The 26,024-nt window shown below is 40.4% G+C and carries 26 protein-coding genes; 10 read left to right on the top strand and 16 right to left on the bottom strand.

The features are described 5' to 3' along the window. Positions 1 to 2,319 (bottom strand): aerobic respiration two-component sensor histidine kinase ArcB, encoded by a 2,319-nt coding sequence (gene arcB / locus A9479_RS00695; protein WP_013464139.1) that lies wholly within the window; start codon positions 2,317 to 2,319, stop codon positions 1 to 3. A gap of 207 nt (positions 2,320 to 2,526) precedes the next feature. Here arcB and folE2 point away from each other — a divergent pair, with 207 nt between their 5' ends. The 4 genes from folE2 to A9479_RS00675 all read left to right on the top strand — a co-directional run bounded on the left by folE2 (position 2,527) and on the right by A9479_RS00675 (position 5,926). After that, positions 2,527 to 3,447: a GTP cyclohydrolase FolE2 gene (gene folE2 / locus A9479_RS00690; protein WP_016900622.1), complete on the top strand. Its 921-nt coding sequence runs from the start codon at positions 2,527 to 2,529 to the stop codon at positions 3,445 to 3,447. Between the two features lie 102 nt (positions 3,448 to 3,549). Then, positions 3,550 to 4,146, top strand: coding sequence for a DUF2726 domain-containing protein (locus tag A9479_RS00685; protein WP_013464137.1), 597 nt, complete (start codon positions 3,550 to 3,552; stop codon positions 4,144 to 4,146). A gap of 109 nt (positions 4,147 to 4,255) precedes the next feature. Further along, positions 4,256 to 4,963: a 5'-methylthioadenosine/S-adenosylhomocysteine nucleosidase gene (gene mtnN, locus A9479_RS00680; protein WP_016900621.1), complete on the top strand. Its 708-nt coding sequence runs from the start codon at positions 4,256 to 4,258 to the stop codon at positions 4,961 to 4,963. Next, positions 4,964 to 5,926, top strand: a complete 963-nt coding sequence (locus A9479_RS00675) for a cobalamin biosynthesis protein (protein WP_028834381.1) — start codon at positions 4,964 to 4,966, stop codon at positions 5,924 to 5,926. A 38-nt stretch (positions 5,927 to 5,964) separates the two neighbouring features. On the opposite strand, the gene tyrS is transcribed toward A9479_RS00675, so the two are convergent. Beyond that, positions 5,965 to 7,164: a tyrosine--tRNA ligase gene (tyrS, locus tag A9479_RS00670; RefSeq protein WP_064662451.1), complete on the bottom strand. Its 1,200-nt coding sequence runs from the start codon at positions 7,162 to 7,164 to the stop codon at positions 5,965 to 5,967. A gap of 490 nt (positions 7,165 to 7,654) precedes the next feature. On the opposite strand from tyrS, the gene A9479_RS00665 reads away from it, so the two are divergent. Continuing rightward, positions 7,655 to 8,968, top strand: coding sequence for a peptidoglycan DD-metalloendopeptidase family protein (locus A9479_RS00665; RefSeq protein ID WP_013464133.1), 1,314 nt, complete (start codon positions 7,655 to 7,657; stop codon positions 8,966 to 8,968). A gap of 81 nt (positions 8,969 to 9,049) precedes the next feature. On the opposite strand, the gene A9479_RS19900 is transcribed toward A9479_RS00665, so the two are convergent. The 5 genes from A9479_RS19900 to A9479_RS00645 form a co-directional block, all read right to left on the bottom strand. Beyond that, positions 9,050 to 9,226, bottom strand: a complete 177-nt coding sequence (locus A9479_RS19900; protein WP_197019864.1) for a hypothetical protein — start codon at positions 9,224 to 9,226, stop codon at positions 9,050 to 9,052. 19 nt (positions 9,227 to 9,245) lie between these two features. After that, a complete protein-coding gene (locus A9479_RS00660; RefSeq protein WP_064662450.1) occupies positions 9,246 to 10,217 on the bottom strand; it encodes an aldo/keto reductase family oxidoreductase in 972 nt (323 codons plus the stop codon). Between the two features lie 143 nt (positions 10,218 to 10,360). Further along, entirely contained in the window at positions 10,361 to 11,491 is a 1,131-nt protein-coding gene (locus A9479_RS00655) for a sodium ion-translocating decarboxylase subunit beta (protein WP_064662449.1), read from the bottom strand. 14 nt (positions 11,492 to 11,505) lie between these two features. Continuing rightward, on the bottom strand, positions 11,506 to 13,287 hold the full coding sequence (gene oadA, locus A9479_RS00650) for a sodium-extruding oxaloacetate decarboxylase subunit alpha (RefSeq protein ID WP_064662448.1): 1,782 nt from the start codon (positions 13,285 to 13,287) through the stop codon (positions 11,506 to 11,508). Between the two features lie 12 nt (positions 13,288 to 13,299). Continuing rightward, complete coding sequence (locus A9479_RS00645) at positions 13,300 to 13,545, bottom strand: OadG family protein (protein WP_013464128.1); 246 nt, start codon at positions 13,543 to 13,545, stop codon at positions 13,300 to 13,302. A 522-nt stretch (positions 13,546 to 14,067) separates the two neighbouring features. Here A9479_RS00645 and A9479_RS00640 point away from each other — a divergent pair. The 3 genes from A9479_RS00640 to A9479_RS00630 all read left to right on the top strand — a co-directional run bounded on the left by A9479_RS00640 (position 14,068) and on the right by A9479_RS00630 (position 15,119). Next, positions 14,068 to 14,241, top strand: a complete 174-nt coding sequence (locus A9479_RS00640; RefSeq protein ID WP_002961939.1) for a DUF1328 domain-containing protein — start codon at positions 14,068 to 14,070, stop codon at positions 14,239 to 14,241. Between the two features lie 46 nt (positions 14,242 to 14,287). Continuing rightward, positions 14,288 to 14,479 carry a hypothetical protein gene (locus tag A9479_RS00635; protein ID WP_013464127.1) on the top strand — a complete coding sequence of 64 codons (192 nt, stop codon included), beginning with the start codon at positions 14,288 to 14,290 and terminating at the stop codon, positions 14,477 to 14,479. 172 nt (positions 14,480 to 14,651) lie between these two features. Then, complete coding sequence (locus A9479_RS00630; RefSeq protein ID WP_008115132.1) at positions 14,652 to 15,119, top strand: YcxB family protein; 468 nt, start codon at positions 14,652 to 14,654, stop codon at positions 15,117 to 15,119. 55 nt (positions 15,120 to 15,174) lie between these two features. On the opposite strand, the gene csrA is transcribed toward A9479_RS00630, so the two are convergent. The 6 genes from csrA to ribA all read right to left on the bottom strand — a co-directional run bounded on the left by csrA (position 15,175) and on the right by ribA (position 21,518). After that, on the bottom strand, positions 15,175 to 15,366 hold the full coding sequence (gene csrA / locus A9479_RS00625) for a carbon storage regulator CsrA (protein WP_004587515.1): 192 nt from the start codon (positions 15,364 to 15,366) through the stop codon (positions 15,175 to 15,177). A 90-nt stretch (positions 15,367 to 15,456) separates the two neighbouring features. Next, positions 15,457 to 16,674 carry an aspartate kinase gene (locus tag A9479_RS00620; RefSeq protein ID WP_013464126.1) on the bottom strand — a complete coding sequence of 406 codons (1,218 nt, stop codon included), beginning with the start codon at positions 16,672 to 16,674 and terminating at the stop codon, positions 15,457 to 15,459. A gap of 6 nt (positions 16,675 to 16,680) precedes the next feature. Beyond that, positions 16,681 to 19,281: an alanine--tRNA ligase gene (alaS, locus tag A9479_RS00615; RefSeq protein ID WP_013464125.1), complete on the bottom strand. Its 2,601-nt coding sequence runs from the start codon at positions 19,279 to 19,281 to the stop codon at positions 16,681 to 16,683. A gap of 19 nt (positions 19,282 to 19,300) precedes the next feature. Then, a complete protein-coding gene (locus A9479_RS00610; RefSeq protein WP_028834383.1) occupies positions 19,301 to 19,753 on the bottom strand; it encodes a regulatory protein RecX in 453 nt (150 codons plus the stop codon). Next, complete coding sequence (locus tag A9479_RS00605) at positions 19,753 to 20,541, bottom strand: BPSS1780 family membrane protein (RefSeq protein WP_008465956.1); 789 nt, start codon at positions 20,539 to 20,541, stop codon at positions 19,753 to 19,755. The genes A9479_RS00610 and A9479_RS00605 overlap by 1 nt, the downstream gene beginning before the upstream one ends. Positions 20,542 to 20,894: 353 nt before the next feature. Further along, positions 20,895 to 21,518 carry a GTP cyclohydrolase II gene (gene ribA / locus A9479_RS00600; protein ID WP_008465954.1) on the bottom strand — a complete coding sequence of 208 codons (624 nt, stop codon included), beginning with the start codon at positions 21,516 to 21,518 and terminating at the stop codon, positions 20,895 to 20,897. A 232-nt stretch (positions 21,519 to 21,750) separates the two neighbouring features. Between ribA and A9479_RS00595 the strand changes: the two genes are divergently transcribed. Further along, positions 21,751 to 22,848 carry a TonB family protein gene (locus A9479_RS00595; protein WP_064662447.1) on the top strand — a complete coding sequence of 366 codons (1,098 nt, stop codon included), beginning with the start codon at positions 21,751 to 21,753 and terminating at the stop codon, positions 22,846 to 22,848. A gap of 40 nt (positions 22,849 to 22,888) precedes the next feature. Here the strand turns inward: A9479_RS00595 and A9479_RS00590 are convergent, their stop codons facing one another. The 3 genes from A9479_RS00590 to A9479_RS00580 form a co-directional block, all read right to left on the bottom strand. Next, positions 22,889 to 23,341 carry a low molecular weight protein-tyrosine-phosphatase gene (locus A9479_RS00590; RefSeq protein ID WP_064662446.1) on the bottom strand — a complete coding sequence of 151 codons (453 nt, stop codon included), beginning with the start codon at positions 23,339 to 23,341 and terminating at the stop codon, positions 22,889 to 22,891. A gap of 66 nt (positions 23,342 to 23,407) precedes the next feature. Next, positions 23,408 to 24,061, bottom strand: coding sequence for a glutathione S-transferase family protein (locus A9479_RS00585; protein ID WP_064662445.1), 654 nt, complete (start codon positions 24,059 to 24,061; stop codon positions 23,408 to 23,410). 15 nt (positions 24,062 to 24,076) lie between these two features. Then, positions 24,077 to 24,583 carry a DUF3087 domain-containing protein gene (locus A9479_RS00580; protein WP_064662444.1) on the bottom strand — a complete coding sequence of 169 codons (507 nt, stop codon included), beginning with the start codon at positions 24,581 to 24,583 and terminating at the stop codon, positions 24,077 to 24,079. Between the two features lie 214 nt (positions 24,584 to 24,797). Here A9479_RS00580 and A9479_RS00575 point away from each other — a divergent pair, with 214 nt between their 5' ends. Then, positions 24,798 to 25,955 carry a hypothetical protein gene (locus A9479_RS00575; RefSeq protein WP_064662443.1) on the top strand — a complete coding sequence of 386 codons (1,158 nt, stop codon included), beginning with the start codon at positions 24,798 to 24,800 and terminating at the stop codon, positions 25,953 to 25,955. Positions 25,956 to 26,024: the final 69 nt, after the last annotated feature.

Here is a 26,024-nt window from a genome sequence, read left to right as displayed (position 1 = left end):
TTACTCTAATTGCTGTAAAAATAAATGAAGGGCCTGTTGTCCTTCATTTATTTTATCTGTTAACTCCTCAAGCCACACAGCTAACACTTCATCACTTTGCTCCAGCGCCCCATGCTCCATTTGCTTTGCATGCAACTGAACATCATTAAGACCCACCGAACCAGCGGCACCTTTTAATTTGTGCGCAACCGATTTGTACTCTTCTCTATCAGCAGCGTTTAACGAAGCTAATAGCTCTTGTTGGTACTGCGGATTTAGCTTTGCGAACAACTGGCTACTGCGTTTAAATACTTCAACGCCCATCGAATTTACAAAGTCTTCAATGGTTTCAACATCCAACAAGTCAGTATTAATTTGATTTAATAACGCTTGATTGACCACTCGTTGAGGAGCCTCTGTTTGCGCTTGCTTAATGCCAAAGAGTTCAGCGAGCATATTATCTAACTTGCTTGTGTTTATTGGTTTAGCTAGTGCGCCTTGAATAGATATACCCTCAAGCTCCTCTTCAGCACTGCGTACATTGGCCGTTAATGCCACTATTGGTAGCTGATCAAAATGACTTTGAGCGCGAATTTGTCTTGCCACTTCGTCACCATTAATATCAGGCAACTGCATATCAAGTAATACTAAATCTAAGTCATCTTCAGTTTCGACAAACGATAAAGCATCTTCACCCGTTTCAGCCCACAGCACTTCGTGTCCACGTTGCTCTAGTAGGTTAGTAGCAATTTCAGCATTAAGTGGCACATCCTCCACTAATAAAATATATAAGCTACGCCCAACATAACTATGTTCGGTAGGAGCACTACATAAATTCAGCGGAATTTGTACCGTAAAGCAGCTGCCCTCTCCTGGGGTACTATTAACCGTTATTGTGCCTTTCATTGCGCTTACTAACGCTTTGGTGACAGCTAAGCCAATACCTGAACCTATGGCATTGGTGCCTTTAAGATCTGGCGCTTTATAGTACATGTCAAAAATGCGTGTTAGTTGCTCTTGTGGAATACCTTCACCGGTATCGAGTATTTTAATAATAAGCCAAGGGCCATCTTCACGGTTTTCTCTGGCACAATCTAAGATTACGCTCCCTTGTTGAGTAAACTTAACAGCGTTATTAATTAAGTTCCACACCACTTGGCGTAAACGAGTCGGGTCAAGCAAAGCATATATGTCAAGCATGCCAGAACGCTTCACTTCAAACGAAAGCTCTTTTTGCTCAGCAATAAGGCCTGCAAAGTTAACCACATCGTTGATAAAGTCCGAAACATTAATTTCGTTGGCGGCAATATCTAACTGCTCACGGTCAATTTTATCTAAATCTATAATATCGTTGAATATGTTACCTAGCGTTTCGGCGCTTGAAAACACGGTATTACACCAACTGCGTTGCTGTTTGTTTAATTCGGTATCCAGTAGCATACGCGTTAAGCCCACAATACCATTAAGCGGTGTACGTAACTCATGGCTTAATGTGGCAATAAATTTCCCTTTATCTTTATAAGCTGTTTCCAGTGCCTGCGCAGCTTCTTTACGACTAGTAATATCACGGCCAAACGCAAGTAAACCAATGTAATCCCCTTGTTCATTAATAAAGGGAAGTTTACGCAATTCAAACCACCTAATTTCACCGTTTACTGAGTACTCCACATCTATAGTTAAACCTTGGTGAGTGCGCTCAACTTGCTCATCGGTTCTGAGTACTTCTGATAAAAAGTGGCTTGGGAATATTTCTTCTGCGGCTTTACCAATAAGTTCACCACTGGTTTTGCCCATTACCTCTTCAAACATTTTATTACAACCGGCAAACACCCCGTTGTTATCGCGGTAATAAAATAAATCCGGCGAGGAGTCTACTATTGAGCGCAGTAACATGCCTTGCTGTGCGAGTTCTTGTTGTGTTTTTTTACGCTCTGCAATTTCACGCCTAAGCTCTTCTATTGCTCGGTGTTTGGCATGAAAAGCCATTTTACGTTCGTCAATTTCAATATTTAAGCGGTTAATATTGTCTTTGAGGGTTTGATTTAAAAGCTTCTCTTGTTTTGTGGCACTATCTAAATAAGCATAAGAGGCATCAAGTTGCCGAATAGAGTTTAATAATATGCTGATAACTAAAGGAGAAACAACCGAGGTAAAAAATACTACGGCCAGTATATCAACCAAGTTTACTTCGCCTATGGCGACGTAATAAAACATACTTGATAAAACCAGCGATATTGTTAGTAATAATGCATAGCAAATAGCAGCAGTTTTAAACTCACCAAAACGAGTTATTGAACTGGAAAGAACTCGAACCCACGGGTTCAAAGAAGAATCAGTCATATATCAGTTTTTCTCTTAGCTAAATGCTTAGGGTCTGTTGACCTTTCAAGGTTAAAGGCTAATTTTAGCATTTTCTATCAGCTATTTTCATGTTGTGCGACAAAAACAATAAAATTTCATGTTTGGTGTTATTTGCTGCATTTCAGCAAATCTTTATTTAGTGTAAAATGCGGCGTTTTAAATATTGCAAATAACGAGTAACGTATCATGCAAAAAACTATGCCAGATATTGCTAACACGGCTGCCGCATTACAAACAGGTAAATTAGACTGGGTAGGTATGGGCGATATAGAGCTGCCTTTTATTTTTGAATCTCTTGATTTAGCTCCAGTTACCGTTAATGCAAAAGCACGCGCCTTTGTTAATTTACACAAAGAAGATGCTAAAGGCATTCATATGTCGCGACTATTTTTAGCGTTGGATCACCTCTCAACTGAGCAACAGGTCAATCCACAAACCTTAGCACAAGCCTTAGATACCTTTATCACCAGTCATGAAGGCTTAAGTGATAAAGCACACATTGAATTTAAATTTGAATTGCCGCTACGCCGTAAGTCATTACTTAGTGGTAAAGCAGGTTGGAAAAGCTATCCCATTGTACTTACCAGCACTATAAATCAAGGCGTTATTAGTTTTGAGCTCAGCGTTGATGTGACTTATTCATCAACTTGCCCCTGTTCTGCAGCACTGGCTCGCCAATTAATTCAAAACGCATTCAGCGAAAAGTTTTCTCAAGAAACACTCACTCAATCAGAAGTTTTAGAGTGGCTTGGAACAACTCAAGGCATTGTAGCAACCCCGCATTCACAGCGTTCAATTGCTAATGTTAAAGTTAAATTAGCAAATAACATTGAACAGTTTGATGTGGTTAACTTAATAAACTTACTAGAAGATGAGCTAAAAACACCAGTACAAGCTGCGGTAAAACGTGAAGACGAACAAGAGTTTGCTCGCTTAAACGGTCAAAATTTAATGTTTTGTGAAGACGCAGCACGAAAAATTAAAACGACGTTAGAGTCAAAAGAATTTAGCGATTACTTCCTGCAAATTAACCATTATGAGTCTTTACATGCTCATGATGCAGTTGCGATTGCCGTAAAAGGTATTGAAGGCGGCTATAAAGCATAATAGTGCTCATCCCCATTCGTTAATAAAACAACCATAACAACTATTTGGGCACATAAATTGCTTTAGAAAAGCAGTGTCAATTTGTTGTTATGGAGTTACCGTATGGAATTCGCTTTATTATTAATATTAGTGTTAGTTGTTGGGGCATCTGTCGTTGCGTCAAAATTTAATGATGACGGCGGAAACCCTTATCCTTTTACTCGTAAGCAAAGTGTATTTACCCAAGTAGAAGGGGCGTTTCTGAATTTATTAGAGCGCGCTGTTGGCGATCAATATAAAATTGTTAGTCGCGTTAAACTAATCGATGTGATTGACTGTAAACAAGGCCTGTCTGTTAAATCTAAACGTGCGGCAATGGCTAAAGCAAAAAATAAGCAGCTCGACTTTGTTTTAGTAGATAAAGAAAAAATGACCATAGTGGCTGCGGTTGACTTAGTTAATAACGCCAATAAAGATGGCCACAAAGCACAGCGCGACTGGTTTGTTAATGGCGCATTGGAAGCCGCAGGTATTCCACATATTCGTATGAAAGTGAAGGCAGGCTACCGCCCAAGCGAAGTACGCGATGCAATTATGTTTAAATTAGGTAAGCCAGCGGCATCTAAACCATCACGACCTACGCGTGCTAGAGTTCATAAACCTGCGGTATTGTCTCCTTCTCAAGCAAAGGCACAATCAACAGCCCTTGCTGAAATATAATCAATAAGTTTATAAAGTGCGGGCTTTTTAAGCTCGCATTTTTGTTTGTTTTACCCCACGTTATTTTTTGCAGTATAATCACCGTATTCAAACTCAGGAATTTAACACTATGAATGTTGGTATTATTGGCGCAATGGAGCCAGAAGTTAAAATTTTGCGCGAGGCGATGCAAAATCCACAAGTTTTAACCAAGGCTGGTTTTACTTTTTACACAGGCGAGCTTGCAGGCAATACCGTCACTTTAGTGCAATCAGGTATTGGTAAAGTCGCTTCGACAATCGCAACCACATTACTTATCGATAACTTCAATCCAGATTGTGTTATTAACACTGGCTCTGCCGGTGGATTCGACCCATCACTAAACGTTGGCGATGTAGTAATTTCATCTGAAGTACGTCATCACGATGTTGATGTAACAGCGTTTGGTTACGAAATTGGCCAAGTACCACAAATGCCAGCAGGTTTTACTGCTCACCCTAAACTTGTAGAAGCAGCCGAGCAAACAATTGCACAAATTAGTGAAGTAAAAACCCTTGTTGGTTTAATTTGCACTGGCGACTCGTTTATGTGCGACCCTGTTCGTATTGAAAAAGCACGCAGTGACTTCCCTACAATGCTAGCAGTAGAGATGGAAGGTGCATCAATTGCGCAAACGTGTTTTGCACTTAATACACCATTTGTTGTTATTCGCTCAATGTCTGATATTGCAGGCAAAGAGTCGCCGCAATCATTTGAAGAATACTTAGAAACAGCCTCTATAAATTCATCAAAAATGGTCGTAGCTTTACTTGAGAAATTAACGGCGGTTACGCTGTAAATGCTCAATAATATTGTTCAAAATCATTTGGACTTTATTGTATTTATTTGTGCGCTCCTTGCTGAGCGCTTTTTACCTTTAGTAAGTTGGTATCACCCTAACCACATACTCTCTGCTATTTTTAGCGCTATAAGCCAGCGTATTTATAAAAAAACAGACACCAAGCAATATCATTATTTAGCAGCCTCAATGGCAAGTACGCTTATACTTAGTACTGTGCTTATTATTGTAGTTTTACTGCTTCAGTTTGCCTTTTACCCCGAGCTGTTATCAGGTCTTATTTTATATTTATGCCTAGAAAACAGTAGCCTGAATAAAAAAGCGATACGCATAGCTAGGCTAGTCAAAAAAAATCAAAAATCGACAGCACGCGAATTATTAAAGCCACTAGTAGCCCGTGAAGTTAATGCACTTTCAAGCCCCGGGATCATTAAAGCCATTATGGAAAGTGTCATACTTAGAACGGCGCGTCATTACTTTGTGGTAATTTTCATATTTTTAGTATTGGGCCCCGTCGCCGCTCTCGCCTATCGTTTAATCACTTTAATTCAACAGGCGTGGCGAAGTGATATAGCCCCTAACAGCTCTTTTTTGATGCCGCTTAAACTGGTTCTTTTTATTGTTGAGTACATTCCCATACGTTTACTCGCGCTGACAATTGCCTCACTAAAGGCCAGTAAAAAAAGCATGCATTATATTAAGCATTATGGCCGACACTTCTATCAAACCAATACAGGCTGGTTACTTAGTGTATGTTCTGCATCTTTGGGGGTACAACTTGGTGGGCCTGCTATTTATAATACACAGCGTTTTAATAAAATGCGTGTGGGTGTAGAGCGTCTTCCCAACGCCGATGACGTACCACAACTACTCAATACACTTAACCAAACTCGCTTTTTTTGGCTTCTGATTATTATTAGCGTTGAAGTTATTAAGGCTGTTCTCGTTTTTAAGTTCGCATAAAAAACCAGCCGTAGCTGGTTTTTATAATGTCCGAAGTTTTAAGCTACGGTGATATTTGCAAATTTGCGTTTACCTACTTGGTAAATAGCCGTTGTGCCTTTTGCAATTTCCAATTTGGTATCTGTAATTTTGTCTTCGCCGTTAAGCTTTACAGCACCTTGTTTGATCATCCGCATGGCCTCTGAGGTACTCGCCACTAAGCCCGCTTCTTTAAGTAAGTTAGCGATTAAAATTGACTCTTCATCAATATTAACTGTCAGCTCAGGAATTTCATCTGGCAAGGCTTTTTTCTGAAAACGCTGGATGAAGTCATCATGAGCAGCTTGCGCATCAGCTTCACTGTGAAAACGCGCAATTAGCTCTTTAGCTAATTCAATTTTAATATCGCGCGGGTTAGTGCCCTGCTCTACACGCTGTTTTTGCGCTGCAATTTGCTCAATAGAAAAGCTACTTAGCAAATCGTAGTAACGCCACATGAGTACGTCACTAATTGACATGATTTTACCGAACATATCTGAAGGCGTATCAGTAATACCTATGTAGTTTCCTAGTGACTTTGACATTTTCTGAACGCCATCAGTCCCTTCAAGTAAAGGCATCATTAGTACGGTTTGTGGTTTTTGACCTTCATCCTTTTGCAGCTCACGACCCATTAGTAAGTTAAAGCGCTGATCAGTCCCACCTAGTTCAACATCAGACTCAAGTGCGACTGAATCCCAACCCTGTACTAGTGGATATAAAAACTCATGGATTGCGATAGATTGACCGCCAGCATAACGCTTTTTAAAATCATCACGCTCAAGCATACGCGCCACAGTTTGACGCGCGGCTAATTTTATCATCCCCGCAGCGCCTAATTTCTCCATCCATGTAGAGTTAAAAGCGACGGTTGTTTTAGCCGGGTCTAAAATTTTGAACACCTGCTCTTTATAGGTTTCGGCGTTGGCAAGCACGTCATCACGTGTAAGTGGTTTACGGGTCACATTTTTGCCCGTTGGATCACCAATCATACCGGTAAAATCACCAATTAAAAAAATAACCTCATGACCTAAATCTTGAAAGGTTTTCATTTTATTAATGAGTACAGTGTGACCTAGGTGTAAATCTGGAGCCGTAGGATCAAAACCAGCTTTAATTTTTAGCTTTTTCCCCGACTTTAATTTTTCAACCAACTCATCTTCAATTAATATCTCTTCTGCACCGCGTTTTATCTCTGCTAGAGCGGTTTGTAAATCCACTGTGTGTTACTCCAAAAAATTCTGACAACGAAGGGGTGTAATATGCTCACGGTTTATTGCTAGCGCGTTATCACAAAGCAAATAAAACTATTTAGCTAACATAACAAATTTCCACCTAATTAGAACAACTTTTTTAACTAATCGCAGCACCAACTAAAATGCAGGGTGTACGTTCTAAAAGGGGATATAAACGAGCGATTAATAATACGCCAAAAGTGTTTATCACAAACTAAAAACAGTTTACAAATTAATCACTTCTCGTAATTAAACCGTTTTATAAGCTAATTTAACATTATGATGAAAAAGCAAAGTATCCAAGAATATAAAATAGTGTAACAGTTCAACTTTAAACACAAACAGCCTGAATACCCTATGATTTTAGCCTAATTTAACTCGAGTTTAAATCTACAAAATACTAGTATTCACAGATTATTCGTTATATCCTGCAATATAACCTATTTATTATCTTGACAGCAGAAAAAGGCACGTTATGGTTCACGTGGTTAACACGCTCCCCAAAAAACACAAAATGCTTATTCTAGGTTTGGTTTCTGCTATTGTTGCCTTAGCCTTTCTTCCTTCTGAAAAAGCCACTGCATCCAAAGACAATAGTGAAAACACACTAGAAATTGGTAAGCGCTATGAATTACAAATTAAAGTAGGTGAGAACGAAAAACTCACTGACCTAAATTCCGAGCAGGCAGCACAAAAACTTCCAGAATATGATTTTGTCGATCACCAAGTTAAAAATGGTGACAACTTAGCGATTATTTTTAAGCGCGCTGGTTTTTCTGCACAAACGCTGCATAAACTTGTAAACACCAACGCTGAAACACGTAAGCTAACTAAAATTCACCCAGGTGAAACGTTAAGCTTTGCTACCGCCGAAGACGGTTCATTAGCTCAATTACGCTACGTTATTTCTAAAACGGATACGCTATTCGTCACACTTAATGACGAAGGCCAATACGACACCTCAATTGACAGCAAAGAAATAGAAACACTGAGCAAAACAGCCGGTGGGGAAATTTCAAGTAGCTTTTGGACCTCTGCAATTGCAGCAGGTTTAAGTGAACGCCAAATCATGAACTTTGCCGATATATTTGGTTGGGACGTCGATTTTGCAAACGACATTCGCAAGGGTGATGAATTTGGCTTAATTTATGAGTCTCATTTTGTTGACGGTGAGTTTATTGGCACCGGTAAAATTATTGCCGCTGAATTTATAAACCAAGGTGAGCGTTACACCGCTATTCGTCACACAGACGGTAACTTTTACACCCCTGAAGGCCGTAGTATGAAAAAAGCCTTTTTGCGTGCGCCTGTTAATTTCAAATATATTAGTTCAAGCTTTAACCCTCGCCGCCTACACCCTGTTACAGGACAAGTGAAAGCACATCGCGGCATTGATTACGCTGCACGCACAGGCACGCCAGTTGTATCATCAGGTAATGGTAAAGTAATTAAAGCAGGCTATAGCAAATATAATGGTAATTACGTATTTATTAGCCATGGTACTCAATATGTTACTAAGTACTTACACCTTAACAAGCGCCTAGTCAGAACAGGGCAAAAGGTAAAACAGGGAGAGAAAATAGGTACTGTTGGCTCAACTGGTCGTGTAACCGGTGCGCATTTACATTATGAGTTTTTGGTTAACGGCGTTCACCGTAACCCTAAAACCGTAAAACTACCTAAGTCTGAACCATTACCTCGTTCAGAGCTTGCTAAATTTAAGCCTATTGCTGATAACTTTATCGCACAACTAGAGCGTAATCGTGAGCTACAACTAGCGCTTAGATAACCACTTCACTGATTAAATAAAAAAGCCTTTGTTGGGGTTACCCGCAAAGGCTTTTTTGTGTGTGATATTTAAGTTTCAAACTTAATTTACAAGTACATAAATTAGCTGCACAACCAAAGATATCATGACTAATGGCCAAATATACTTGCTGTATTTGGTAGCACCCTCTAGCCCCATTTTACTTTGGTACCTTTCTAGCAAAGGAATAATGATCACCAAAGCAATGACTAAGCTAATTAAAATAACAAATATGTTCATATCATCACCCTACATCAGGTTATGGTAAAGCGCAGCCTTTCGCGCTGATATATAGCTCGTACCAATGCTCACGACTTAAGTTAACATTAACAGCATCACAGGATGCTTTTATACGCTCTATATTCGTGGTGCCAATAATTGGTTGAATTGATGCTGGGTGGCGCAACAACCATGCTAATACAATCGCTTCTGCTGTTGTACCATAGAGTATGGCAAGCTTACTGACTAAAATGCTGGTATTAATATCTGCAGGCGAGGCCTTTGATAAATCACCACCAGAGTATAAGCCTTGGCATAAACTGCCCCAACTTTGAATCTGAATTTCATGCTCACGGCAATATTCAATATTGCCTGGGGTAAAGTTAATATCCTTGCCGTCGGCATTACCTACATAAACGCCTTCATCAACCCATTGATGCTTTTGTAAACTCGCTTCGATTTGATTGGCCACAATCGGCATATCTAAAGCGCGTTGTAAAAACCGTATTTGATATTGCGACATATTAGACACCGCAAAATGACGCACTTTGCCACTTTCTTTTAAGCAACTAAAAACTTGTGCAACTTCCTCTACTTCCATTAAAGGATCTGGGCGATGCAGCATAAGCACATCTAAGTAGTCGGTATTTAATCGTTTAAGTGAGCCCTCTACCGAGCGCTCAATCCAATCAGCTGAAAAGTCATAACGTTGTGGGTGTTTATCATCAGCAAAGCGAATACCACACTTAGACTGAATATACATTTGTTCTCTAAGCTCAGGACGCTCGGCCAGAGCTTGACCAAAAACATGCTCGGCTTTCCCTAAAGTATAAATATCAGCATGATCGAAAAAGTTAATTCCGCCTTCAATGGCGGCATCTATGCATGAATGAGCTTGTTGCAAATGCGCACTAGTGATCGCATCTTTATTCCATGCGCCTCCCAAACCCATACAGCCAAAAACAAGTTTGCTTACATTCGGGAGATATTTTGCCAATGGAGTATGATGCATACCAGTAACCTTTAAGAATTTAAATGAAGAATAGCTACTTTAAACAAAAAACTCTGTACAAGAAACCGCTTAAGTCAAAACAGTGAATTTTATGCAAAAAAAAGCGCAGTAAACTGCGCTAATAGGTTGAGTCTAAATTATATTTAACCCACAAGAGCGAGTAAAATACCTGCTGCAACAGCACTACCAAGCACCCCTGCAACGTTAGGCCCCATGGCATGCATTAATAAGAAGTTATGCGGGTTATTTTCAAGCCCAACCTTATTAACAACACGTGCTGCCATAGGCACAGCGGATACACCCGCAGCACCAATTAATGGGTTTATGGGGGTTTTTGATATCTTATTTAAGCCTTTAGCCATAAATACACCTGAGGCCGTACCAATAGCAAACGCCAGTGCACCCAGTACCAAAATACCAATAGTTTCTACTGTTAAGAACTGCTCGGCAGCAAGCTTAGAGCCTACCGCTAGTCCTAGAAATATGGTGGTGATATTAATAATTTCGTTTTGCGCACTGTTGCTGAGCCTATCAACTACACCCGACTCACGCATTAAGTTGCCTAAACAGAACATACCAACCAGCGGAATTGCCGCAGGTAAGAATATGGCAGTTAAAGTAAGCACCATCAGTGGGAAAATAATTTTTTCCTTTTTAGATACTTTACGCAGCTCTGGCATTTGAATTTTACGTTCCTCAGGCGTGGTAAACGCACGCATAATTGGAGGCTGAATAATAGGCACCAGTGCCATGTATGAGTAGGCAGCTACGGCTATAGCCCCTAATAAGTCAGGTGCCAATTTTGACGCTAAAAAGATAGCAGTTGGCCCATCTGCGCCACCAATAATGGCAATTGCTGACGCATCTTGTAAACTAAACTCAAACCCTGGAATAAAGTTAAGTAAAATAGCCCCAAATAAGGTAGCAAAAATACCAAACTGCGCCGCAGCACCTAATAACAACATACGCGGATTTGCAATTAAGGCACTAAAGTCAGTGAGCGCGCCCACTCCCATAAATATCAATAACGGAAAAATTCCGGTATCAATACCTACATAGTAAACATAATAAAGTAAGCCACCAGGGTCAGATAAGCCCGCCACAGGAATATTAGTTAAAATAGCCCCAAAACCAATGGGCAGTAATAGTAGCGGCTCAAAGTTTTTAACTATAGCTAAAAATAATAACAAACAACCAACGGCAATCATGATCAGCCCAGGAAATGTAAAGTTAGCAATGCCTGTGGCATGCCAGAGGTTTAAAATACCATCCATCCTCTAATTACTCCTTAAGCTAATGCAATCATTGCATCGCCGGTTGACACTGAATCACCTTCAGAGACAAGCACGTCTGCAATTGTACCGGTATGCATGGCGCGTACTTCGGTTTCCATTTTCATGGCTTCCATAATAATCACCACATCACCTTCATTTACTACCTGACCTGGCTTTACTTTAATTTTAAAGATATTACCGGCAAGTGGCGCATTAAGAGTTTCACCTGAGGCAACTGATGCCGACTGTGGAATATGCTCAGAGTCTTTTAGCGTCACCTCTTTAAGCTCACCGCCTTGAGCAACCACGACATCGTATACTTTGCCATCTACTTTAACGCTGTATTGCTCAGCCTTAACGCCTTTATTGTTTGCCGCTGATTTTTCAGGTGCTTTATTGGCGCTATCATCAGCGCTAGGAACAGGTTCAAATGCGTCAGGGTTATTGCGGTTTTTAATAAACTTCAAACCAATTTGTGGGAATAAGGCATACGTGAGCACATCATCAATTTGCTCATCAGCAAGCGTTAAGCCTTGATCTTGCGCAAGTTTACTTAATTCAGCCTCAAGCGTTTCAAGTTCAGGTTTAATCACATCTGCAGGGCGACAGGTAATTGCTTCGCTGCCATCAAGTACACGCTCTTGTAACTCTTTATTCATAGGAGCAGGTGTTGAACCATACTCACCTTTTAATACGCCAGCGGTTTCTTTGGTGATGGTTTTATAGCGCTCGCCAGTAAGCACATTAAGTACTGCCTGAGTACCAACAATTTGCGAGGTCGGTGTAACGAGTGGAATAAAGCCCAAATCCTCACGCACCCGTGGAATTTCAAGTAATACTTCGTTTAGTTTATCAGCAGCGCCTTGCTCTTTAAGCTGATTTTCCATGTTAGTTAACATACCACCTGGCACTTGGGCTAATAAAATTCGGCCATCAACACCTTTTAAACTGCCTTCAAACGCAGCGTACTTTTTACGTACGTCTCTAAAGTAAGCTGCAATTTCTTCAAGGTGGTTTAAATCAAGCCCAGTATCACGCTCAGTACCTTCCACGATTGCAGCAATTGTTTCAGTTGCTGAATGACCATAAGTCATACTCATAGACGATACAGCCGTATCGAGCATATCAATACCGGCATCAATCGCTTTTTGATACGTTGCGGTACTTAAACCCGTTGTTGCATGACATTGCATGGCAATAGGAATTGAAACCGTTTCTTTTAAGCCTTTAATCAGTTTTTCTGCATCGTAAGGCTTAAGCAATCCCGCCATATCTTTAATACAAATTGAATGACAACCTAATTCTTCAAGCTGCTTAGCAAGTGTTAGCCACATATCCAATGTGTGTACTGGGCTTACCGTGTAAGAAATCGTACCTTGGGCATGCGCGCCTACTTTAACCGCCGCTTTTATGGCAGTTTCTAAGTTACGTACATCATTCATGGCATCAAAAATACGAAATACGTCTACGCCATTTTTGTGTGCGCGCTCAACAAACTTTTCAACAACGTCATCAGCATAATGGCGATACCCCAATAAGTTTTGACCGCGAAGTAACATTTGCTGGGGTGTATTTGGCATCGCCTTTTTAAGCGCGCGAATACGCTCCCACGGATCTTCGCCTAAATAACGAATACATGAGTCAAAGGTAGCCCCACCCCAAGACTCTATAGACCAATAACCTGCGTCATCAATTTTTTTTGCAATAGGTAACATGTCGTCTAATCGCATGCGGGTAGCTAAAAGCGACTGATGTGCGTCTCGAAGTACGAGTTCTGTTATTTTTAATTTAGCCATTGGTATGCTCCTCTAATTATTATTTGTTTTGTACTGAGCAATGGCAGCACTAATTGCAGCGATGTGCTCATTTGGCACACCTTGAGATTTAAAAGATGGTGTTCTCTGTGATACTTCAAGTTCTGGCTGAGAAAATTTGCTAGCCAGCTTAGACATAACTGTCACTGCACCAATCAATAAAGAAAGAAATACAAACACCCCCACCATACCGGTTAGCATTAAATTGCCTGCAGTTGTGAGCAAAGCCCCTATATCCATAATTCTCCCCTGTTCAAAACTGAATACATAAAAAGTCAGTTTATTTAAATAAATATTCACCAATAGTAACAAAAACTATTCTTTTGTCTACACATTGTAAATTGGTAAAACCAATTAATCTAAAAGTAACATATCACCAATAAGGTTAACACCACCTAAAATAGCTTATTTAACCTATATATATAGATGGTAAAAATGTTCGTTATAAACAAAGAATATATAAAAACCCTAATATTCTGTAAAAACACATAAAAATATACCTAATGAGCTAATCCACTAAAAACTGCCAAAGCAAATGTTAATTGGTCTTACCAAAATAACGACTGTAAAAACTATTTATTATCTCATCCGACACCACTGTGAATAAGTTACAGATAAAACCGTAAAAATTACCAACCTAATATAAAGCCAAACTCAAAAAGACAAGTTAAACCATTGATTTAAAACAAAATAAAACACTGGCATATTACTCGCTTATATAAAAACAACACTTTAACACTTAGATAAATCAAGGAGATGACAATGTTACGCTGGACAATTACATTTTTGGTGATCGCACTAATCGCAGCCGTTTTAGGATTTGGTGGTATTGCAGGAGCCGCAGCAGGAATTGCTAAGATCATATTTTTTATCTTTTTAGTTTTACTGGTTATTTCACTTGTCTCTGGCGCTTTACGTGGTAAAAGCCCCAGGTAGATAAGAAACAACGAACTTTTTAAATTTATATACAAGGAATTACATTATGAAATCATCAACACTTAAAGCAGCAGCTATTGGCCTATTCGCAAGTGCATTTATTATGGGTTGTGAAGACAATCATGCAGAAGAAGCCGGTGAACGCATCGACGAAGCCGTGACAGATGTTCAAAATAAAGTAGAAGATGCCTGTGAAGAAGTAAAAGAAGGTGTCAACGCTGAAGAAACAAATTGCTAATTCAGCCCCCTTTTTAAAAAGCGACCATTTGGTCGCTTTTTTTTTGTGTTTAGTATTAGTCGCCAAGTTGCTACCCATTAATTATAAACTCTGAACTATTAATTCTTTTTATGCTGCGCATTTACCACATAGCTTGCTAAAATGATAAAAAATAGCTTTTAAGTATAGATGCATGGTATTTACGACAACCTATAAACTCGATAAACCTTACTTTTATGAATGCTTCGACCAATCGCTGCCTTATAGTAAACGCGCGCAACCTAAATATTTTTTATTAGCACTGCTTGTTGTATTGGGATTATTTGGTATTTATGGTTTAGGAGATCATTACCTAGGTACATTTTTGCTGATGCTAGCCCTACTCGAATGCATCGCCTTTTACTATCGCCGCCCATGGTGGGTTACCAGGCAAATGCTAAGCAGAGCGTCTGGTTCTGAAGTCACTCTCACCTTCGACGAAGACGGAATAAAATCAACCAATCATTACAAAAATTACCAGTTAGCTTGGCACGACATTAACGAAATTATTACTACAGATTGTGGACTATTGTTAAAAAGTAAAAGCGGTATGCAATACATTTCTAAGGCAATACTCGACGAAGAAACGATTGATTTTATAAACAAAAAAGCCACTCAATGAGTGGCTTTTACAAATGTCATAGTTATATTAACTAGCACATTTTATACTATGTTGATTAAGCATTGCCCGGATTAGGGTTAGACTTTTCAGCTTGTATGCGCATGTAAATTTCTTCACGATGAACTGATACGTCTTTAGGTGCGTTAACACCGATACGAACTTGATTTCCTTTAACACCTAGAACAGTAACGGTTACTTCGTCACCAATCATAAGGGTCTCGCCTACTCTACGAGTTAGTATTAGCATTCTCTTGCTCCCATGTTCCAATAAAATTATAAGATTCCGCACAAACATTTTAATTAAAATTAGACTAAAAAGTAAGTAAAAACTCTCAATCTATTCATTTTCTGTTAAAAATGTCTTATGTAATGCACGAACAGCCAGCTCTAGGTATTTTTCATCTATTAAAACTGAAATTTTGATCTCTGAGGTGGCAACAAACATCACATCAATGTTTTCTTGTGCTAGCGAATCAAAAAATAAACTCGCTACCCCGGAATGAGATTTCATCCCCATACCCACCGCTGACACTTTCGCCACATTGGTCAATCCGTCAATTGCCTGTGCGTCAAATTGCTGTTGCTCAGCCGTTAACAAATCAAGTGCGTTTAAGTAATCATTTAAATGCACAGTAAAAGCATAGTCGACTTTTTCAACTTTATGATTAATTTGATTAATCATATCTATTTCGATGCCATTATCAGCAAAAAGTTTCAAAACTTTTGCAAGATGTTTGGTGCCTTGCGGCATTCCATGCACCTTAATTAAGCACTCATCTCGATTAAATGCAATACCCGATACGACATTGCTTGTCACGTCGCTCTCCTCAAAACTAATTAACGTGCCTTCATCGGGTTTAAAGCTAGATAACACCCGCAGAGGAACATTGTGTTTACCAGCAGATTCTACAGAGCGAATATGTAACACTTTAGCGCCTAAACTTGCCAGCTCAAGCATTTCAGCAAAGGTGACATGACTTAAACGTCGTGCGTTAGGTTCCACACGCGGGTCTGTAGTATATACGCCATCAACATCGGTATAGATCTGACACTCATCTGCTTTTATTGCACCAGCAATTTCAACCGCAGAGGTATCGGTGCCACCACGCCCAAGCGTGGTCACGTTGCCCTCAATATCGCGCCCCTGAAAGCCGGCAATAATAGCAATACGGTTATGTTCAAGTTCATGTTTTAAACGCGTTGCCGCAACTTCTTCTACACGGGCTTTACCGAACATGTTATCGGTTAATATATTCACTTGATCGGCTAGTAAGCTTACCGCTGAATGGCCGCGTTTAATAATGGCCATCGCTAATAAAGCAATAGAGACTTGTTCACCGGTACTGAGTAATACATCGAGTTCACGACTACTCGGGCGAGAGTCGATTTGTTTGGCAAGATTAATTAAGCGATTGGTTTCTCCCGACATTGCCGAAAGCACCACCACCACTTGGTGGCCTTGTTGCTTGGTTTTAACAACAAGGTCGGCGACCGCTTCAATACGCTCTATTGAGCCTACCGAAGTGCCGCCAAATTTTTGAACTATAAGTGCCACTTAAGCTTAAGTACGCTCAGTTAACCAAGCTGTTACGCTATCAAGTGCTGCAGTTAAATTTTGTGGCTCAGAACCACCCGCTTGCGCCATATCTGGACGACCGCCGCCTTTACCACCGACTTGGCCTGCCATGTGATTAACTAACTCACCCGCTTTTACTTTGCCAGTTAAGTCTTTAGTTACACCCGCAATTAGGCTTACTTTGTCGCCACTGGCAACACCTAAGGCAATAACACCTGAGCCAATTTTATTTTTAAGGTCATCAACCATACCGCGAAGCGCTTTTGATTCTGTGCCCTCAACGTTGGCCACTAACAGTTTAACCCCGTTAATTTCAACCACTGAATCAAGTAACGATGCACCTGCCGCACTGGCTAGTTTATCGTTAAGCTGGGCAACTTGTTTTTCAAGCCCTTTCGACTTTTCAAGTAAGGCAGTTACTTTTTCAAGCACTGACGCATTGTCACCTTTTACAAGCGCTGCAACATCAGCTAATTGTTGTTCTTGCTCGCTTACATAAGCAATTGCCTCTGCACCTGTTACCGCTTCAATTCGACGAACACCAGCAGCAATACCGCTTTCAGATACAATTTTGAATAAACCAATGTCACCCGCACGCTCTACGTGTGTACCACCACAAAGCTCGATTGAGTAATCACCAATAGTCACAACGCGTACTTCGTCATCGTACTTTTCGCCAAACAGTGCCATTGCACCTTTTGCTTTAGCATCATCAATTGCCATTAGCTCAGTGTTAAGAGCAAAGTTACGACGAATTTCGTCATTCACTACGCGCTCAATTTCGCGCAGTTCTTGTTTAGTCACCGCTTCAAAATGTGAGAAGTCAAAACGGAGACGATCTGGCTGCACAAGTGAACCTTTTTGCGATACGTGCTCACCTAAAAGCTGACGCAGTGCTTCATGCAAAATATGCGTAGCGGTGTGGTTTTTCTTAATACTGTCACGGCGCGCATCGTCAATAGTTGCATCCACTTTATCGTTAACGCCAATACGCCCTTGAACTGTTCCATGGTGAGCAAAAGCATTACCCAGTTTAGTGGTATTAGTCACCACAAACTCACCGCCGGCTACTGTGATTGTTCCGCTATCACCAATTTGGCCGCCTGATTCAGCGTAAAACGGAGTACGGTCTAAAACAATAATACCTTGTTGACCATCTTCAAGTAATGATACAGCTTCGCCACCGGCAAAAATTTCTACCACTGTGCCACTGTAATGAGTGCTATCGTAGCCTTTAAAGTCAGTGTGCTTGTCTGATTTTAATTGGTCATTGTAATCAGCCCCAAACTTACCCGCTTGTTGTGCAGTTTTACGTTGTACTGCCATGCATGCTTCAAAACCTTGATGGTCAATCGTCATCTGGCGCTCACGCGCAACATCGGCTGTTAAATCAGCAGGGAAACCATAGGTATCGTAAAGCTTAAATACTAAGTCACCCGGGATCACATCCCCGGTTAAATCACTTAAGCTTTCTTCTAAAATAGCTAAACCACGCTCAAGCGTTTTACCAAACTGCTCTTCTTCAATACGTAGTACTTTTTCAATAATTTCTTGTTGCTTAGCAAGCTCTGGGTACGCTTGACCCATTTGCTCAATAAGTGCAGCAACCAATTTATAGAAAAACGCGCCTTTAGCACCTAACTTATTACCGTGACGTACTGCACGACGAATAATACGACGCAATACATAACCACGGCCTTCGTTTGATGGCATAACCCCATCTGAAATTAAAAATGCACACGAACGAATATGATCGGCTACCACGCGAAGTGATTTATCATCCATATCTTGTGCATTGGTAACGCTTGCAGCGGCCGCAATTAAGCCTTGGAATAAGTCGATTTCGTAGTTTGAATGCACACCTTGTAAAATAGCTGAAATACGCTCAAGGCCCATACCTGTATCAACTGATTGCTTAGGAAGTGGCTCCATAGTCCCGTCGCTTTGACGGTTGTATTGCATAAATACTAAGTTCCAAATTTCAATGAAACGGTCACCATCTTCTTCAGGTGTGCCCGGAGGACCGCCCCAAATATGCTCGCCGTGATCATAAAATATTTCAGAACATGGACCACAAGGACCCGTATCACCCATAGACCAAAAGTTATCGCTCGTTGCAATACGAATAATACGATCTTCAGGTAAGCCTATATCGTTAGCCCAGTAGCCAAAGGCTTCTTCGTCATCATGGTAAATAGTTACTAACAGCTTTTCTTTTGGTAGTTTTACAACCTCAGTTAAAAACTCCCACGCAAATTTAATTGCATCTTGCTTAAAGTAATCACCAAAGCTGAAATTACCTAGCATTTCAAAAAAGGTATGGTGGCGTGCTGTGTAACCTACGTTTTCTAAATCGTTATGTTTACCTCCGGCACGCACACAACGCTGCGAACTGGTTGCGCGTGTGTAAGGGCGGCTTTCAGCGCCTAAAAATACATCTTTAAATTGCACCATACCGGCATTATTAAATAACAACGTGGCATCGTTACCCGGTATAAGCGAACTAGAAGGAACAACTTGGTGTTGCTTGCTGGCAAAAAAGTCTAAAAACTGTTGCCTAATTTGTGCGGTAGTCATGTGCTGCATGTGAAAGTCTCACCTGTATTTACTGTGCTTGCATTGCAAAATTTATTTGATCATAGCTAAATCCTCGATACATTAAGTAGCGCACGCGCTTAGCTTTTTCTTTGTACTCGAGGTTTGCCGGTGTCGTTGAATATTTTTTGTTGTACGCTTCCTGCGCGAGCTCAAACCAATCTATTTCCAGCTCTTCAACCACTGTTTCAAGCAGTGCTCTATCAATCCCTTTACCCATGGCCTCACTTTGAATTCGCTTTAAGCCATGGCATTTAAATATGTGCTTTCTTACAAACCCTTCACAGTAACGCTGCTCGTTAATAAAATTGTGCTTTTCGCACCAATCTAGCAGGTTCTCTATGAACTCGTCGGTTGCTTCTCTTTGCTGTAACTTTTGGGTTAACTCTCGGCGCGAATACTCTTGCCTTCCTAGTAACCAAAGCACATAGTTTTTTAACTTTTGTTTTAACGTATCATCCATTAAGCGTCAAAGCGCCCGCTTTGCTCGCTACTTAAAGGCTTAATGTTACTGTCATCACTTGGTGGCACAACGGGCATAAAAATAGCCTGATAAGAAACAAAGAAACTAATGTAGCAAATTGGCATTAAAATCAACAGCGGTAGTAGCGATAAGAACATCGACACCACAATTAATAATGCGCAAATAATACCATAAACACTCAATGGTAAAATATTATAATAAAACACCATAAACGAACTTTTTAAGGCATTTAAAATACGTTGTTCTTTATTAAAGTAAACCAGCGGTACCGCATAGGCAAACGAAGTAAAGTATATCGACAGCGCAATTAAAAACAGTGCCACATTGGCAAACGAAATACTCTCAAGCATTTGGCTAATTGCTGTATTAGGGTCTAAGTCAGGCTGCGTCATAACCGCCATCGCATCGGCAAATAACCCATTGGCGAGCAGCGCAATTAAAATACCGGCACCCATTTGATAAAGCGCTAAGCGAAATAAGCCTAACCGATTTCCTTTTGCTGAAAAGGGCTTCAAAATGTCGGCTAACATAATTTTTCCGCCTTGCTGCTTGGTAAGCACGGCTTGATAAAAACCAGCGGTTAAAAATGGTGTAGCCAATGCTGCGACTATTTGTAATAACGGCAAAAATAAAGACAACAAGCCAACAATGCCAATAAACAAGTGCATAAAGATAAAGGTTAATGGCTGAGTTTTAAAAATTAGCCAACCCGCTTTAAACCATTTTAATGCCGCATCCGCTTTAAAAATTCGTAATTGTGTAGACATACTTGCTCTTAATTAAAACAAAACACGCCGAGTATAACTCGGCGTTGGTTGGTATTACAGAGGTGGCGGCGATAAATGCCGTTAATATTAGGGTCTGTTGCCCTTTACGGATTAAAATTTGTTCAAACTAGGGGTGATTTAATCGCGGCGCGAGGTTTGTAACCTAGTGGGCTAAGTCAAAACCGAGCAACAAAGAGTAAATCGCCCCTAGGCAGAACCCTTCGGGCAGCGCCTGTTTGGCATTGATGCTGCGTTATCGCCTATTTATGGGGAATAACCACACCACATAGGCTCTGCCTTGCCTAAATACCAAACAGACTGCTGCAAATTTAACCTTGAAAGGTCAACAGACCCTAAGGTTTTTTAATTTTCTTAATATCTAGCATATGAGAGCCATGCTTAATTTTAGTCTCTAAATACGCCTTGTTACCTGAAAGCCCAGCTTTAATGTGTGCATGAGTGCCCACAACAGAGTCCACCTCTATGCCAGCATCTTTTAATGCGTTAAGCTTTTTAGGATTGTTAGTCATTAATTTTACATGCTTTAAATTAAGCGCATTGAGCATTAACACAGCATCCGAAAAATCACGTAAATCATCAGCAAAGCCCAAATGGTTGTTGGCCTCGTAAGTGTTCATACCTTGTGACTGCAGTACATAGGCATCAATTTTATTGTATAAACCAATACCACGCCCTTCTTGGCGTAAATAAAGTAAAATACCGCCTTGTTCGTGCATCATTTCAATACACTCATTTAACTGCTCACCGCAATCACAACGTGACGAGTGAAACACATCACCGGTTAAGCATTCAGAATGCATACGAATAAGCGGAACATCTTGCTCGGTATCGGCGTTTTTAAACACTAACGCAACATGCTCTTGGCCATCTTTTAAGCCACTAAAGGAAATAATTTCTGCAGGAATATCACTATTTTTGCCAACATTAAGCTGGACTCTTGCTCTTACTTGCGCCACGACCAATCCAAATATTAAAAAACTACGACACGATAAAGTGATAATATCACAAAATAGATTAAATACACCGTAGTACAAGACTGTTTATGGCAAATATATGGCGACGGTAGCGACTATTTTCAATCTTTAACCGCAAATATATTACTAGCGAGCGTTTACCTTGATTTACCTAAAGTGATGACATATATATAAGGATTTGCTAACTTGTTATCGACAAATAATAGGGATCATTATGAAACTAAACAAACTTGCATTACTGATGGGCTTAAGTTTATCTTTATTAAGCACCACGTCATTTGCCGAGCAAGCAAATAACGCTCAAACCGTTTTCAACGACGCGTATCAAAATTATTTAAATGCGATTAAAACCAAAGAAAATGTGCAACAAGCCGCGGAGCAGGCTTACACATCAGGTAAAACTGTTTACGGTGAAAATGCTGATAACACCGCAAACTTAGCGATTAACTATGCAAAATCAATTAATGGCTATGGCAAAAAGTGGATCGAAAAGCGTTTTTCGCTATATCAACAAGCCTATACTATTTTAGCTACTAACCATGGTAAGCAATCGCCTGAAACCATTGATGCTTTAGTCGGTATGGCTAGTTTTGCCCCTTCTGCTCAAAAAGCGGATTATTATTTAGAGCAAGTGATAGCAATCGCAAACACACAAAACAACCCTAAGTTTGTGGCTGATATGAAACTAGAAGCGGCAACCATATTAGCTAATAAATTCAGCTATGAAAAATACCGAGAAGCTAAAAACTACCTAGAAGAAGCCGATGAGTATTATCTGGCTAACTTACCTAAAAACTCAGTTGAACAAATAAAAGCTGATTTTTTAATGGCGTCATTTGCGGAAGGTCGAAAAAGATACGATCAAGCAATAGAACGACTTAACCGTGTAGTAAATGTGTTTGATGAAAGCTTAAGTTACGATCACAACGCCGAGCTTACCGCACACTCAAGATTAATTGGCTTGTATGAAAAACAAGGCAAAAGCGATGAAGCCACTAAACATTGTATCGCGATTGCTAAAATGGTGCCGTGGAAAGAAAGCCAAGAGCAAACGCCGCTATACCGCGTTAACCCTAAATACCCTACAAACAAAGCGCGCTTTCGTAAAGATGGAAAAGTCGTTATGGAGTTTGAAGTGGATGAGTCTGGCTTTGTAAAAAATCCGCAAGTACTTAGTTCTGAAGGTGGCATGGCCTTTGAAAAATCGGCAGTAGAAGCATTAGCGCAATGGCGTTATGCACCTAAGTTTGAACATGGAAAAGCCGTTGCAGCAACTTCCAAAGTACAGCTCGACTTTAAAGTAAACCGTTAATAACATACCAAAGGCGCTTTAAGCGCCTTTTTAGTTTATTCTACTTTAACTTAGCTAAAATGTTATCGCTGGCGGCCTCTATTAAATCAAGTACCTTTTCAAAGCCATCATCACCGCCATAGTAAGGATCGGGAATTGCGCTTTGTGTTTGCTCGCCATACTCTAAAAATAACGCCAACTTATATTGCAAATGCTCGGGGCAGCGTGCGGTTAGATCCGTCAGGTTTTGTTTATCGGCTGCTAAAATTAAATCAAACTCGCTAAAATCACTACTGCGCACCTTGCGTGAAAAAATACCTTTAAAACTATAACCGCGTTTTTCACCAGCTTGCATAGAGCGCTTATCTGGCGGATTACCTTCATGATGACCAATAGTCCCTGCCGAGTCCACTAGCAGATCAACGCCTAACTTTTTAGCTCGTGCTTTTAATACCGCCTCAGCCGTCGGTGAGCGACAAATATTACCCAAACAAACAATCAGTACTTTTTTCAATGATAGCTCCTTTATTGTTTAAGATTTTGTAAAATAAGCGACATTCCAGTCACCAACATTAAAAAGCTACTTAAGCGAGGCTAATATTTTTTGCTCGCCTTCAAGCATTGTGTGCATGGCAGTGCCCTGTTTTACACGGCTATGCAATGCTGCAAGATTAGGCCAGCGCGACTCATCAAGTTGCTCACCACCATGCTCCATATTCATTAACTGGCAGCTCACAGCAATGTCGGCAAGGGTTAAGCTCTCGCCAACAAAAAACTCGTTATCCCCTAAATAACCTTCTAAATAATCAAATAAAGGCGGTAGTTTTTCATTTAATGCACTTTGCACTAAGGCTTCATCGGTTGGCTTTTGCATTGTGGGAGCAATAATACGTTGCTGAAACACCGTAAATGTTGCAAAAGGAGCCAGCTCGTAATCTGCGTATTTTTCTAACCAGCGAACGGCTGCACGTTGCTCTATAGTATCACCGAGTAAAGACGCTGAATTAGGGTATTTTTCATCAAGATATTGGCAAATAACGCTAGAATCCGCCAAGCTTAACTCGCCGTCTTTTAGCGCCGGAATACGCCCTAGCGGGTTAAGTTCTAAAAACCAGTCAGGTTGATTAAACGGCGAGATTATTTCGAGTTTATAGTCGAGTTTTTTATGCGCTAAACACACACGTACTTTACGTACATAAGGAGAAAGCGGGACACCGTAGAGAATTATGCTCATTGTAATTCCTATAAATTAAAACTGCTTTAAAATTGCGTCATCGTAGTCATCGGCATTTAAGGTTAAGTTGAACTTGGCCGCAACGCTATCAAGTTCGGCTTGTTTAATCGCCAAATCATCCATGGTGATGGTGTTATCGTCAAGCTGCCATAACAAGCGTGAGCCTGCATAACTATAGTGAATGGCTAATAGCGCATCAGGATTACCTTCACGTCCCGCCGCTTTAAGCTTTGCCATCTTGCGGGTAATTTTATTAAGCGCTTGTTTAAGCTCCCATACATACACCACCTCGGTCATAAAAGGATGTGTACGGTATTTATTTAACAACCAGCCAATACCAATACTAGTAACAATTACGCCTAATAAGTTCCAATGAAAATGACTACCACTTTCATCGGGAAATAATGCAATAAGCGTTTGTGAAATAGCTAAACTACCAATCGCTAAGCTTGCGGCACAACCGACTATAACGCGGTTTAAATGTTTACGATAACGAGCTTTATCTATTTGAATAAGTTGCATAGTTGCCTAAAATTAAAAAACTAAAAAATACACAGCCACCATTGTAGCTAAACCCACCACAGAGTTTCGACTCTTTTTAATAAAATACCCGTAGTTTTTGATTTAACGCCGGTTTTATACTTCTTGCAACATAAAACCAACCAACGATTTTATTTGCACCCACTTATTAGGCATAGGATAGTAGACAACAAATACGACTCAGTTTAGGACCATCATGATAAAAACACTGATTGCTGCAAGCTTAATTTTTTCTTCTTCTAATGCGTTAGCTAATTTAAACACACCGCTAACCCCAGAAGAATTGCGAATTGAAAAAGCCAGCCAAGCGATGCCTAGCGTGCTCAACGCATTTACTGGTGAAGTTAGTCAATTTAAACAACATTTCAAGTCACTCTCTAGCTATGCACAAGCCGTAGATGCCGTTAACGACTACTCAAAACGATTATGGTTTAGTGCAAAAAAACGCATTGCTACAACGCAAAACTTAGATGATCGCGCACTTTACTGGGCTCGCTTACAATCAAGCAAAATTATTCGCACCACAAAGCCTGCATTTTCGCTGAGCGCGGCGCAGCAAACAGTGTTATTAACACTTCTAGAGAATGGCAGCCGGGGTCGCACCGATCTTAGCTACTCACAAAACACCTCTAAAAAAATATTATTGACTGGATTTGACCCGTTTTTACTTGATAGAAATATAAACCAAAGCAACCCATCGGGTGTTGCAGCACTGCTTCTTGATGGCCAAGTCATTAACTATAAAGGTATTAGTGCTGAAATAAACACAGTGATGGTGCCTGTGCGTTATGAAGACTTTGATCACGGTATTATAGAATCCTTACTTGCCCCTTATTACGCACTTAATAATGTTGATATGGTGGTTACCGTTAGCATGGGTAGTAAAGACTTTGACCTTGAGCGCTTTCCAGGCAAGCGCCGCAGTGTAACAGCGCCCGACAACGCCAATGTAGTGTATGGAGGCAGTAAAACAGCGCCGCTCATTCCAAGCTTGAACGACCGCCCATTACCAGGTACTGAGTTTGTAGAATTTAGCTTACCCGTTAGCGCTATGTTAAGCGCAAAAGGCCCTTTTCCTATTAATGATAACCATCATGTTATTACCCTAAAAAAAGACTTTGAGCCTAATAGTTTCGATGAATTAAAAGACGCTATTGCAGTGCGAGGCGGTGGCGGTGGTTATTTGTCTAACGAAATTTCGTATCGCAGTATTCGCCTGCGAAATCAGCTAAATTCAGATATTCCGACAGGACATATTCACACCCCACGAATTGCTCAGTTTGAACCCGAAACTGAAGCTAAAATAGTAAAGCAAATTCAAACTATGTTAGAACACAGTCTAATAGCGCTATAAATCCCCTCTAACAATAGCTCTAAAAAAGTCATTATTGGTTAGCAACATGACCAATAATGACTTTTTAAC

The organism is Pseudoalteromonas sp. MQS005 (genome assembly GCF_001661605.1).
Taxonomy (GTDB): Bacteria; Pseudomonadota; Gammaproteobacteria; order Enterobacterales; family Alteromonadaceae; genus Pseudoalteromonas; species Pseudoalteromonas tetraodonis.
Note: the sequence above shows the minus strand (reverse complement) of the source record. Positions and strands in the feature narration are given on the sequence as shown.